The organism is Arthrobacter oryzae, from assembly GCF_030812315.1.
Taxonomy (GTDB): domain Bacteria; phylum Actinomycetota; class Actinomycetes; order Actinomycetales; family Micrococcaceae; genus Arthrobacter; species Arthrobacter oryzae_B.
Genome location: NZ_JAUSSM010000003.1, coordinates 230,438 through 243,317, shown reverse-complemented (window position 1 = coordinate 243,317; position 12,880 = coordinate 230,438). Strand labels below are relative to the sequence as shown.

Annotated in this window: 9 protein-coding genes; 5 read left to right on the top strand and 4 right to left on the bottom strand. The window is 67.8% G+C overall.

Going from position 1 to position 12,880, the window contains the following annotated elements; genetic code table 11:
- Positions 1–69 precede the first annotated feature (69 nt).
- Positions 70–1,434, bottom strand: coding sequence for an MFS transporter (locus J2S97_RS07915; protein WP_307048134.1), 1,365 nt, complete (start codon positions 1,432–1,434; stop codon positions 70–72).
- Positions 1,435–1,649: 215 nt separating this feature from the next.
- Here J2S97_RS07915 and J2S97_RS07910 point away from each other — a divergent pair, with 215 nt between their 5' ends.
- Positions 1,650–2,393: a FadR/GntR family transcriptional regulator gene (locus tag J2S97_RS07910; protein WP_307048133.1), complete on the top strand. Its 744-nt coding sequence runs from the start codon at positions 1,650–1,652 to the stop codon at positions 2,391–2,393.
- Between the two features lie 123 nt (positions 2,394–2,516).
- On the top strand, positions 2,517–4,505 hold the full coding sequence (locus J2S97_RS07905) for a hypothetical protein (protein WP_307048132.1): 1,989 nt from the start codon (positions 2,517–2,519) through the stop codon (positions 4,503–4,505).
- 9 nt (positions 4,506–4,514) lie between these two features.
- Here J2S97_RS07905 and hutG read toward each other — a convergent pair whose 3' ends face one another.
- Together hutG and J2S97_RS07895 are read right to left on the bottom strand one after the other, a co-directional pair.
- Positions 4,515–5,486 carry a formimidoylglutamase gene (hutG, locus tag J2S97_RS07900; protein ID WP_307048131.1) on the bottom strand — a complete coding sequence of 324 codons (972 nt, stop codon included), beginning with the start codon at positions 5,484–5,486 and terminating at the stop codon, positions 4,515–4,517.
- Positions 5,487–5,582: 96 nt separating this feature from the next.
- Entirely contained in the window at positions 5,583–7,028 is a 1,446-nt protein-coding gene (locus J2S97_RS07895) for an NCS2 family permease (protein WP_307048130.1), read from the bottom strand.
- Positions 7,029–7,139: 111 nt separating this feature from the next.
- Here J2S97_RS07895 and J2S97_RS07890 point away from each other — a divergent pair, with 111 nt between their 5' ends.
- A complete protein-coding gene (locus tag J2S97_RS07890) occupies positions 7,140–7,778 on the top strand; it encodes a copper resistance CopC family protein (RefSeq protein WP_307048129.1) in 639 nt (212 codons plus the stop codon).
- A 40-nt stretch (positions 7,779–7,818) separates the two neighbouring features.
- Here the strand turns inward: J2S97_RS07890 and J2S97_RS07885 are convergent, their stop codons facing one another.
- Complete coding sequence (locus J2S97_RS07885) at positions 7,819–8,451, bottom strand: NAD(P)-binding protein (protein WP_307048585.1); 633 nt, start codon at positions 8,449–8,451, stop codon at positions 7,819–7,821.
- Between the two features lie 456 nt (positions 8,452–8,907).
- Here J2S97_RS07885 and J2S97_RS07880 point away from each other — a divergent pair, with 456 nt between their 5' ends.
- Both J2S97_RS07880 and J2S97_RS07875 read left to right on the top strand, forming a co-directional pair.
- The gene (locus tag J2S97_RS07880) at positions 8,908–9,939 is read left to right on the top strand and encodes a universal stress protein (protein WP_307048128.1); all 1,032 of its coding nucleotides are present in this window, start codon (positions 8,908–8,910) and stop codon (positions 9,937–9,939) included.
- A 97-nt stretch (positions 9,940–10,036) separates the two neighbouring features.
- Complete coding sequence (locus J2S97_RS07875) at positions 10,037–12,772, top strand: PEP/pyruvate-binding domain-containing protein (protein WP_373460519.1); 2,736 nt, start codon at positions 10,037–10,039, stop codon at positions 12,770–12,772.
- The last annotated feature ends 108 nt before the right edge of the window (positions 12,773–12,880 follow it).

The following is a 12,880-nucleotide window of genomic DNA, read 5'->3' as shown; positions in this document are numbered from 1 at the left end:
GGCTCGACCACCGGATTGTTTGGGCTGGTGCGGAGGCGTCCCCGGCTAAGGGGGACGCCTCCGGGTCTGTTACGGCTCGGCGTGGTGTCCGGCACCGGCCGGGTCGAGGGCTTCGGCCGGGACGCCTTCGCTGACCTTGCCGGACCGGCTCAGCGCCACCATGAGGATGGAGGACAGGAGCATGAAGCCGCCGACGACGAACATCGGTACCGTGTAGCCGCCGGTCAGGTCCTTCAGCCAGCCGGTGACGTACCCGGCGCTGAAGCCGGCGAGGTTGCCGATGGTGTTGATCAGGGCGATGCCGGCTGCCGCCGCAGCTCCGGTGAGGAACTGGGTGGGGACGGTCCAGAAGTTGGGCAATGCGGCGAAGATGGACATGGCCGTGATGGTGATGACGGCGATCGTGGCGGCCGGCGAACCGGCGAACAGTGCCAGCGGGATGCTCAGTCCGCCGATGAGGGCCGGAAGGGCGATGTGCCAGGTCTTGACGCCGCGCTTGGTGGCATCCTTGGACCAGAAGTACAGGGCGAACGCTGCAGGCAGGTACGGGATCGCCGTGATCAGGCCCTTCTGCAGCACATCGAACTTGGTGCCGTAGATGCCTTCGAAGCCCGCGATGATGGTGGGCAGGAAGAACCCGAGGGCGTACAGGCCGTAGATGAAGCCGAAGTAGATTGCGGAGAGCATCCAGACCCGGCCGTTGCCGAAGACGGTGCGGACGCTGACGTGCTTGTTGCTGGCAGCGGTTTCCTTCTTTTCCTTCTCCAGCGCGCCGGTCAGCCAGGTCTTTTCCTCCTGCGACAGCCACTTGGCCTTGGCGGGGGAATCAGCCAGGTAGAACCAGGCGATGATGCCGACGATGATGGCCGGGATGGCGACGCCGAAGAACATGACACGCCAGCCCTCGAGTCCGAAGAGTCCGTGCTGCTGGATGAGGAGGCCGGCCAGCGGGGCACCGATCACGGTGGTCAGCGGCTGGGCCAAGTAGAACAGGGCGAGGATCTTGCTGCGGTGCCGGGCCGGGACCCAGAGGCTCAGGAACAGGATGGCGCCGGGGAAGAAGCCGGCCTCGGCAACGCCCAGGATGAAGCGGAGGACGTAGAGCTGTTCCACGTTGCCCACCCAGGTGAACAGGAGGGAGACGATGCCCCAGCTGACCATGATGCGGGCCAGCCAGCGGCGGGCGCCGAACTTGTGCAGGGCCAGGTTGCTGGGTACCTCAAGCAGGATGTAGCCGATAAAGAAGACGCCGGATGCGAAGCCGAACTGCGCCGCAGAGAGGGCCAGGTCGGCGTTCATGCCGTTGGGGCCGGCGAAGGAAATGGCCGTCCGGTCCAGGTAGTTGATGAAGAACATCAGGGCAACGAACGGCACCAGCCGGATCGCCACTTTCCTGATTGCAGATTTTTCGACCACCGATTGTGTGGTGTCCACGTTGACTCCTAGATGTTGATGTCCCGGCCGCATCCTGCGCTGGAGGCGTGGGGCTGGTTTCGAGGCTTAGCGTCGGGGGCGGATCAAGGTGGGGGGCTAGGCCTGTGACTTCCACCATAAGCCAGAAACGATAAATTGGTCAACCGGTTGACTGATTTATTTTTTGTGGGGTACCGATGCCGTTTTTGAGTGCGTCCGGTTGCTACCCTGAGACTGTGTCCGCAAACTCCGCCGCCTCGACGGCCAAAATCAGTGCCGCGCTCGGTTCCATGGGGCAGGGTTCTGTCGTCTCCGAGGTCGCCGAGAGGCTGATGGCCTACTTCACCAGCGGCGACATTGCCGCCGGAACCCGCCTTCCCGCCGAGCGGCAGCTGGCTGCTTCGCTCGGGGTGGGCCGATCGGCCGTGCGTGAAGCGCTCGCCGCCCTCGAAATCCTGGGCATCGTGATCGTCCGCCCGGGGTCTGGGACGTATCTGCGTGACGGTGTCTCCGAGCTCCTGCCGCGGACCCTCAGCTGGGGACTCATGCTGGGTGAGCCGAGGACACGCGAGCTCATCGAACTGCGGAGCGGCCTGGAGGTCCAGGCCGGGCAGCTTGCCGCGGCCAGGATTACCGACGAGGCACTGGAGCGCATGCGGGCCAACCTCGACTCCATGGAAAAGAACCTGGACAACCTCGCGGCATTCGTTGAAGCCGACGCCGCCTTCCACAAGGAGATCGCCACCAGCTCCGGAAACCAGGTACTGCAGGAGCTTCTGCAGAGCATCCGCTCCCTGCTGCGGATCTGGGTTGACCGTGCCCTTACTGATGAAGGGCATGCTGCCGCGGCGCTCGCGGAGCACCGGGCCATTTTCGAGGCGCTCGAATCACACGACGCCGACGCGGTCACGAAGGCCATGGCCTCCCATATGACGACAGCCTCGCGCCGTCTGCTGGCCGGCTACGACGCCGCGCAGTAGGCCGCGCAGTCAACACTGGTGGACGGCCATTGAGCCGCCGCGCCCCATCCGATATCGTCAATGCGACAGGACCGGCCCGGGGTCAGCTGGGCGCAGTCACCAGCCACCAGAGAGCAGCCTTCCGTGTCTACCGAGCACTCCGCAACCCTGCACTCCGCAGCAACACTGTCCGCCCAGGCGGTTTCCGACCTGCGCCCCGCGCTCGAGCGGCGCCTTGATCCGCAGATCCGCAAGCTCGCAGTGGGCGTCTGGACGGCGGAGCTGATCGGGGACGAACTGGCGAACATCAGCTACGGCGGCAGGCCCGTGTTGCGTGCCATCAAGGCTGTGGTGCGGGACCACGAATGGCGCACCTTTGCGCCGTCGGTACGGGATCTTGCCGAACTGAAGGACGACGACGGCGTCAGCCTCCGTATCCACGTCGACTATGCGGCACCCGGCTCAGCGGACGGTGCCGGGGCAGAAGCCGGTGCCGTTGCCTTCGAAGCCATGCTGATGCTCCGGATTACACCGGCCACGGTCGAAGTATCGTTTTCCGGCCGGGCGAAGACAGCGTTCCGGCGGAACCGGATCGGGCTGGTGGTCCTCCATCCCACCAGCGAAGCCGGACGGGACGTCAGCGTGGTCTCACCGGACGGCAACGTCACCGCCGGAGCCTTCCCCACGGACATCAGGCCGGACCTGGTCTTCACCGACATCTCCTCGCTGGAGTGGGCCGACGCCGGAACCGCCTTCGACCTGGGCTTCTCCGGGGACATCTTCGAGACCGAGGACCAGCGGAACTGGAGCGACGGTTCCTTCAAGACCTATAGCACCCCGTCCGCGCTACCCACCCCGGTGGACGTTGCCGCGGGGGACACCGTGACCCAGTCGGTCAGCATTGAGGCCCTCAGCATCGAGACGCCGGACAATCCCCTCCCCGTCGGCGAGGACCAGGCGGCCTTCACCGTGGGCGAACCGGTGGGAACTGTCCCGGCGCTGGCGCTCTCCGTGGACCCGGCGGGCGTGGCCCCAGCGGACCCGGCCGGCAGCGGTCCTGCCGCAACAGCTGCCGCAGGCTCCGGGCAGGGAGCGCAGCTGCCCGGCCTCAACGCCGTCCTCGTGGAGCTGTACGAACCCCGGGAAGCCTGGCCTGCCAAGCTTGCCGCCGCAGCCCGCGAGGCCGACCGCCACGGCGCCGCCCTGGACGTACGGATCGTTTCGCCTTCTGCAGACGGTGTGGCGGAAGCCCTCCGAGGTGCCCTGGACGGGCAGCTCTCGCGGATCGTCCGGCTGGGACTGTTCCACCCCGAGACGCAGTGCACGGATCCGGCGGCGTTGGCTGGGCTGAAACCATCTCTTGAGAACGCAGGATTCAGCGGGCAGCTCCTGGCCGGCACCCGCTCGCATTTCACCGAACTCAACCGGTGGATTGCCGGCGGCGGCAGCAGCCCCGTCCCGCCGGACGCTGATGCCCTGGCCTTCAGCCTCACGCCGCAGGTCCACAGCACGGAGATTCCCCACATCGTGGAGACAGTGCCCGTCCACAGGAGCACCGCGGCCAACGCCCTGAGGCTCGGCGACGGGCGCCCTGTCCACGTGGGACCCATTACCCTCAAGCCCCGGTTCCACGCCCCGGACCAGCATGCCGACGGCGATGAGCTCCAGGACCACAGCTTCACCGCAGCGTGGACACTGGCCAGCCTCGACGCCCTGACCCTTGGGGGCGTGGCCTCCGTGACCTACTTCGAGGCCGGATCTCCGCGGGGCATCGCTGCAGCAGACGGCACCCTCAATCCCGCAGGCGAGCTGCTGCAGAAGCTCGCGGCGTGCAAGGGGGAACCCGTGCTGGCCGCCACCCGGCAGCCGGTTCAACGGGCCACCGGGCAGACCCTGGTGACGGTCTACCCGGTGCAGTCAGCCGCCGGCCTGCAGGTGTTCCTGGGTAACCTCAGCCCGCGCGAAGCCACAGCGGCCCTGTCCCTGCCGGGCGGCTCCGATGCGGCGACGGCCGACGTGACGGTGATCGGCGCCTCTGCCGGCGCCACCGCGGCTGCGGATCCCGCGGACGACGGCGCCCTGGCGGTAACGCTGGGACCGTGGTCCACCGCCGTCGTCACCTTCGGGGACTGACGCAGGCCGCTAGCCCAGCAAGGTGTTGACCAGCCGGGCCGCCACTTTGGCTGTGCGCTGGTCGGTGTCGAACTTCGGGTTCAGCTCGGCGACGTCCAGGTGCAGCAGTTTCCCGCTGGCGGCCACCTGGCGGCACACGGCGCTGACCACGGCCAGGGGCACCCCGAACGCGGCCGGGGCACTGACTCCCGGTGCCACTGCGGCGGGCAGCACATCCAGGTCGATGGTCAGGTAGAGCACGTCCACAGTGTCCAGGAAATCGGCCACGAACTTCCGGGTGGCCTCCGCTGAGGATTCCTCATCCAGCAGGTACTTCACGCCCAGCCGTTCGGCGGTCCTGAACAGGGCACGGGTGTTGTTGGGCTCGGAAATTCCGACGACGGCGTAGTTCAGTTTGCGTTCGGCGGCCTCCTCCGCCCGGGCCATCTGCAGGAAGGGTGTGCCGGAGGACGGCTCGGGCGCGTCGCGGAGGTCGAAGTGCGCATCCAGGTTCAGCACACCCAGCCGCCTGCCGCCGCGGACGGCTTCGGAACCGGCCACGCCAAGGTAGCTGGCGAACGCGGTCTCGTGGCCGCCGCCCAGCACCACCGTGAGGTTGCCGGCGTCGAGCATTTCAGCGACTGCCAGCCCGGCACGGGCCTGGCCGGCCTCCAGCGCATTGTCCTTGACGGTCACATCACCGGCATCGAACACCTCCCGCGGGAGGTGGAACGCGAGCGGACCGAGGGCGGCACGGATGGCGCCGGGGGCCGCGGCGGCGCCCACCCGGCCCTTGTTGCGGAGCACGCCCGCGTCGCTGCTGAAGCCCAGAATGACGGCGGGACGGCTGCCGTGCCCTGAGTGTTCCGGCGGGGGCGCGGCAGGCTCGAGGCGATACGGCTTGACGGCCTGCCACCAGCGGCGGTGCTCGTCGCCGTCGCCGTCGAAACGGCCCCTCCAGGTGAGCGGCGGGATGTCGACTTTAAGGGCTGTGCGAGGCATACTCCAAGCTCACCGCAACAGGGCACCGAAAACCAGCCCCGCCGCCGTCGGGCTGTCCCAAATCCCGGACAGCCCCCAACGCCGCCGGTGGGGACGCTAGTGGATGCCCAGAGCCTGCTCGATGGGGCCGACGGCGAAGAAGAGCAGGAACGCGGCGGCCACGGCCCACATGAGCGGGTGGACGTCGCGCACGCGGCCCTGGACGGTGCGGATCAGGACGTAGGCGATGAACCCGGCGCCCAGGCCGTTGGCGATCGAGTAGGTGAACGGCATCAGGCTGAAGGTGAGGAACGCGGGAATCCCGATGCCCCAGTCCTGCCAGTCGATCTTGCCCACTTGGGAGACCATCAGGAAGCCCACCACGACAAGCGCCGGGGCTACGGCCTCGAACGGCACCAGGTTGATCAGCGGGGTGAAGAACATGGCCACGAGGAACAGCAGGCCGGTGACGATCGACGCCAGGCCGGTGCGTGCGCCTTCGCCGATGCCGGCACCGGATTCTACGTAGATCTGGTTGGAGGAGACGGACGCGCCGCCACCCACGATGGCACCGAGAGCGTCGACCTGCAGCACGCGGTCCACGTCGGGGATGTTGCCGTCCTTGTCCACGGTTCCGGCCTCGTTGGCCAGGCCCACCATGGAGCCCATGGCGTCGAAGAAGATGCTCAGCAGGATCACGAACGCCAGCAGCGTTGCCGCCACGAAGCCCAGGTGTTCGAAGGCGCCGATGGGGTTGGCCTTGCCGATCAGAGACAGGTCGGGTGCGGCCCACTCCGTAAAAGTCGGGGCCACCAGGGACCAGCCCTGCGGGTTGAAGGGTTTGCCCGGGGCGATGCTCGGGCCGATGTGCAGGGTGAATTCCAGGATCACCGCGAGCACGGTGGCGGCCACGATGCCGATCAGGATGGCGCCCTTGACCTTCCTGACCACCAGGGCAATGGTCAGGATCAGGCCGAACACAAACACGAGGGTGGGCCAGCCCAGGAGCTTGCCGTCGAAGCCAAGGCCCACCGGTACCGTGGTGCCGGCGGCATCCGGGATGCGGCGGACAAAGCCTGCGTTGACCAGGCCGATCAGGGCGATGAACAGGCCGATGCCCACCACGATGGCCGTTTTGAGCCCGTCCGGAACGGCTTTGAACACCGCGGTGCGGAACCCGGTGAGGACGAGGATCAGCATGGTGACGCCGGAGAGGACCACGAGCCCCATCATGTCCGGCCAGGTCAGGCCCGGATTCGTTGCGACTGTCACGGCCACGAACGCGTTGACGCCCAGCCCGGTGGCCATGGCGAACGGGTGCTTGGCCCAGGCGCCCATGAGGATGGTCAGGATGCCTGCCACAAATGCGGTGACGGCTGCGACGGCCGGGAAGCCCAGGGTTGCGCCGCTGGAGTCGGCCACGGAGAGGATCAGCGGATTCAGCACCACGATGTAGCTCATGGCGAAAAACGTGGCAAAGCCGCCGCGGATCTCCCGGGAGAAGTTGGACCCCCGCTCGGATATTTTGAAGTACCGGTCCAGTGCAGAGCCCTGCTTAAGCATTAGTCCTCCGGGAGAGTGTTGGGGATTACTTGAATCCTAGTAGGTTGGCGGCTCCCGACCCCGTGATTTCGCCTAGTCTGTAAGGAAGCCAACACACAGGAGTAGCCCCCAATGCGTCCCATCCGCCACCTGCTGAGCGCCCTTCTTGGGGCACTGTTTTTCGCGGCCGCCGTGCTGTTTGCAGCGGCGCCCGCCTCAGCCCATGACGCCGCCGAATCCAGCAGCCCGGCCCAGGGAGCCACCGTGGCTACCCCTCCGGAGAAGGTGACGGTCACGTTCAACAACGACCCGCTCGCGCTGGGATCACAGATCCGGGTGAATGATGCGGCGGGCACCAACTGGGCAGAGGGCCCCGTGGAGATCGTGGACAACGTGGCTTCGCAGAAACTCCGGGCCGGTGCTCCGGCCGGGCAGTTCACCGTGGTGTGGCGCGTGGTCAGTTCTGATTCGCACCCGATCGAGGGCACCTTTACGTTTACGGCGACCGCCGGAGCGGCTGTCCCCGGGACTACAGGCACGGGGACTGCGGGTCCGACGGCCGGCAGCACAACACCGGCACAGGCCCCCACGGCGGGCACGCCCGAGCCCGGCACCACGACGTCGCCGGAGCCGGCGCCGGACGCATCCGAGCCGTTCCCGTGGAGCCTGGTGCTCTTCGCCGGGACCGCCCTGGGCATCCTCGTAGCGCTGGCTGTGCTGGCACGACACAACCTCAAGACCCCCGACGGCGACGACGGCGAGGAGCAGTGAGTTGGGCCGGGTGATTCCGGGTCTAGGTGGGCTGCGCCATCTAGGCCGGTGCCCGCAGCGCGGCGAAGCTTCCCGTGAGCACTGACGGAACACTGTCCGGATACACCTTGGCGGAAATCGCCTGCCCAACAACCTTTGCCTGGCGGAGAACTTCCTTTGGCGTGGGGGTGATGAGCTCACCAACCCCGACCAGGTAAATGCCGATGGCACGCATGGCGGTCGCCAGGTTCTGCCCGAGGGCCAGCCCCAGGTCGGCAAGCATGCGGCGCAGCTGGCTGTGCGCACCGCGGGTCAGGACAATGTGGTGGGCCAAAAGGACGCCGTCCGGCGTGTGGACGGCCCACTGATGCGTGGACGGCTCGGAGAGCCCGGTGCCCAGCAGGTTCAGTTGAACGGCCCGGGTGTTATTGCGGATGTCCAGGTTGTGGCTGCTGGCGTAGTTCCGCAGATGCCGGAGGATTTCGTTGCGCTCCTGCATGGTGGCTGAATTCGGCGCGTCACAGCGGGGCAGCGAGACGGTATTGGCGGATTGGATGCCGCCCAGGGTTTCGAGCGCATCCACGGTGATGGAATCCACGCCGCGCCGCCGGAGCTCACTGGCAATCGCCAGGCCCGGCAGCCCTGAGCCGATGATCACCGTGGTGGTCTGCTCGGTCCCGCCACAAATTGGCATGCTCGACACTGCTGGTTCCTCCTCGAATGGTTCACTGTGCAGATCCCTCCTGCACTTTCCGTAACCCCCAAAGTCCGGCCGCCGCGCATGAAGCTGGATTGTGTTCTGAAACACAGATCTCAGATTCGCAACGCCTCGACACTACAGAACTTTTCGACCTCTGGATAGCCCTTGCCGGACATTGGCTACCCCAACAATCTCACACCTGTAATTTTCGACATCGGAGGTGGGATCTCTATGTTTCCGCGCTGTAAAAAGTGGGAGCAAGCTCGGGGTCACAGGCCCGGCCAGGCGGCGGATTGGGGGCGCTTGCTTACCGTTCAGCAACCGAGAATAGTTATCAGAGAGAGCTGATTTTCAGCCAACAGCAGTACCTGGCTCCCGGTGCACCCCGCGGGCGGAGACTTCTGGCAGAATAGCGGCAACATCAGGCAGTATCGCGAGGAGGCGGACCCCATGGGCCGAGATCAGGTGCACCCGTCAAGGGATGACGACGGCGGTTCTGCCGCCCCCGAAGGGATCGTTGTGGGCGTGGACGGTTCCGACCATAGCCAGTGCGCACTCGTATGGGCCGCCCGGGAAGCCGAACGGCGCCGCCGCCCGCTTCACATCGTGACTGCCTACTCCGTGCCGATTTTCGCGGCGTCGGGCCTGGACGGCGGCTACGCCACCGTCGATGACTCGGTGATCCGCGAAGGCGCCGAAGCCATCCTCAAGCAGGCCATGGACAAAGTGGCTCCCTATGACATTGACGTTGACGCTTCAGTAGAGAACGGCGACGCCTCAGGGGTGCTGCTGGAGATGTCCGAATCCGCTGAACTTCTGGTGTTCGGCACCCGCGGCAGGGGCGGCTTCGTGGGCAGGCTCCTGGGCTCGGTCAGCAGCGCCCTGCCGGCACACGCCAAGTGCCCCACTGTTACTGTGCCGCTGATCTGTGCCGACCGCCTCGGCGAAACCACGGACGACAAACACGTCAAGGCCGAGCAGGCCAAGTCCGGCCGCCAGCCGGTGGAACACGTAGTAGTGGTAGGCGTTGACGGCTCCGAGCAGGCCCGCGTGGCTGTGCTGGAAGCTGCGGACCAGGCCGAACGGCTCGGCGCGCCCCTTCGGGTGGTCTGTGCCGTGCCGCAATACAGCGGTTCGCTGGCATGGGTCCCGGCGCCCATGGACAGGGAAGCGCTGTTCGCGGACATCCGCGTCCAGCTCGACGCCGGTGTGGCCTGGCTGAAGAGCCACTATCCCAAGCTGACCGTGGAAACGCAGCTCGTGGACGGCTCGCCTGTCGACGTGCTGGTTGACGCCAGCAGGCACGTGGAGCTGGTGGTCGTGGGAACCCGCGGCCGCGGCGGCTTCACGGGAATGCTGCTGGGGTCGACGTCGGACGGCATCCTTCATCATGCCAAGGGGCCGGTGCTGGTGGTTCCGGACAGGGACGATCCGCGGCTTGCCGACCGTGCCAGCTTCGGGCCCATGCTCGGCGCGGCCTAACCCGCCTTCCTATCCGGACGGCCTCGCCGGCCTTCCCATCGAGACTGCCTAGCCGGACTTCCCAGTCCGTCCGCCCAGCGACACCAGGAGGCCAGCGGTGAACCAGGTCAACACCCCTGATGTGCCGGCGGATGGCCTGGTCCTGGGTTTGGAGCTGATCAACGCCGGAATGCTGCCGCGAGTGGGAGGCAAGGCCGCCAACCTCGGTGAAACCACCGGTGCCGGGCTCCCCGTTCCGCCCGGGTTCTGCCTGACCACGGACGCGTACCGGAGGGCGGTGCGGCCCGCGGGACTCGAAGAGGTGCACGCCGCACTGGCAGCCACCGGGACCAATGACCTTGGGGCTCAGGCCGGGCTTGCGGCCCGGGCGCGTGAACTCATCCTTGGGGTGGAGATTCCGCCCGAGATTGCCGATGCAGTCCGCGAATCCTATGCCGCGCTGGGGACCGACGTTCCGGTGGCCGTAAGGTCGTCGGCGACGGCCGAGGACCTTCCCTTTGCGAGCTTCGCCGGGCAGCAGGACACGTACCTCAACGTAGTGGGCGCCGACGCCGTGCTGGCCGCGGTCCGTCAGTGCTGGGCTTCGCTGTGGACCGACCGGGCGGTGAGCTACCGGGCCACGCACGGGATCAGCCCCTCAACGGTGGCGCTCGCAGTGGTGGTCCAGCGCATGGTGGATGCTGCCGTGGCCGGGGTCCTGTTCACTGCGAACCCGGTGACAGGCAGGCGCCATGAAGCCGTGATCGATGCCAGCCCGGGGCTGGGCGAGGCAGTGGTTTCCGGTGCGGTGAACCCTGACCACTTCGTCGTGGATACGGACTCGAAGGAGATCCGGGAACGGCGGCCGGGGGACAAGGGGATCGCCATCCGTCCGGTCCCGGGAGGCGGCACCGAGCGGGTCACGCTGGCGCCGGACTCCGCCCCCTCCTTGAGCGATGTCCAGATCCGGGCGCTGGCTGCGCTGGGCAGCCGCGTGGAGCGGCACTACCGTGCCCCCCAGGACATCGAATGGGCCATCGACGGTGCGGACAAGCTCTGGCTGACGCAGTCCCGGCCCATCACCACGCTGTACCCGCTTCCGGACCCCCGTCCCGACCTGCCGGAGCGGGAGGGGACGCGCGTCTACCTCTGCTTCAGCCTCGCCCAGGGCCTGACCAGGCCGCTCACGCCGATGGGCACGGCCGGCCTCAAACTGATTGCGTCCTCCATTGCACGCGCGGCCGGTTTTGACGTGCCGGTGCCCCGCAACGGTCCGGCCCCGTTCCGGCAGGCAGGATACCGCCTCTTCTTCGACACCACCCCCGTTGTCCGCAGCAGCGTGGGCCGTGCGATCGTGCCCCGCGTCTTCGACATCATGGAAGCCCGATCCGCCGCCGTCCTGCGCGGACTCTTTGCCGATCCCCGGTTCTCCGTGACGCTCAGGACCCCCTGGCGGCTCCTCCGGCACGTCGGCCCGCTGGCTGCAAAGGCCCGGATTCCGGAGACCCTGCTCCGGGCACTGTTCCGCCCAGAAGCGGCGCTCCGGCGCGTGGATGGTTTCGGCGAGCGACTCAGGGCTGCCCTCGTCGTCCCGGCCAAAGCCACTGCCGCGGAACGGCTGAACCACGCCGAACGCATCCTCGGCGAGGAGCTCTTCCCGATCGTCCCGGCAGTGCTCCCGCTGCCCGCGCTGGGGTTTGCGCTGCTGGGCCTCGCAGGGAAGCTGGCCGGGCATGGCGTGGAAGCCGGTGCACTGCAGCCTGTGTTGCGCGGGTTGCCCAACAACGTGACCACGGAGATGGACCTTGCCCTGTGGCAGCTCGCCACGGACATCCGTGCGCACGCCGGAGCCGCTGCAGCCTTTGAGGAGTCGTCCCCGCCGGAACTGGCCGCGCGGTACCGCGCCGGTGAGCTGCCCGCCGTCGTGCAGTCCGGGCTGGCGGGCTTCCTCGCCCGGTACGGGCACCGCGCCGTCGCGGAGATCGATCTCGGCATGCCCCGCTGGTCCGACGACCCCGGGCACGTCCTTGGCGTCCTCGCCAACTACCTCAAACTCGACGATCCCGCGCTGGCGCCGGACAGACAGTTCGCCAATGCTGCCCGCGAGGCGGAGGCCCGGATCGAGCAGCTCACAGCTGCTGCAGGGAGCCGCGGCGGCCCGGCAGCCCGGCTCCGCGCCCGCCTGGTCCGGGGCGCGCTGAAACGGACGAGGCTGTTTGCCGGGCTGCGCGAACTGCCGAAGTACCACATCGTCGAGGGCCTGGCCTCGGTGCGCCTACAGCTCTCGGCCGTCGGAGCGGAGCTCGCCGCCGCCGGCCGCATCGCCGAAGCCGACGACATCTTCTTCCTCGACTTCACCGAAGCCCACCGGGGCCTCGCCGGATCGTCCCTGCACGGGCTTGTGGCGGAGCGCCGTGAGGCGTACGCCGCCGAACTGGGCCGCCGCCGCATCCCGCGGGTGCTGCTTTCCGACGGAACGGAGCCCGAGGCGCTCCAGGCGCGCGGAGGAAATGCAGCCGGAGCCTGGCCAGCCGGAGTCCTGTCCGGCACGCCGGCCTCGGCCGGAACCGTCACCGCCAAGGCACGCGTCATCCTGGACCCGCACGGCGCCCGGCTGGAACCGGGAGAAATCCTGGTGGCCCCGTCAACGGATCCCGGCTGGACGCCGCTGTTCCTCACCGCCGGCGGACTGGTGATGGAAATGGGCGGCCCCAACTCCCACGGCGCGGTGGTCGCCCGGGAATACGGGATTCCCGCCGTCGTGGGCGTCCCGGACGCCACCTCCGCCATCAGCACCGGCCAGGTCATCACGCTCGACGGCGGGGCCGGCACGGTCGCGCCGTCAGCAGGCTGAACCGCGGCCTGGACGCACCAGCCACCGATCGGGCAGGACAGGACAGGCAGCCCGGGAGCTGTTCCAAGGGGTGTACGGGGCGGGCCCGAGGCGTACTCTGGAATCAAT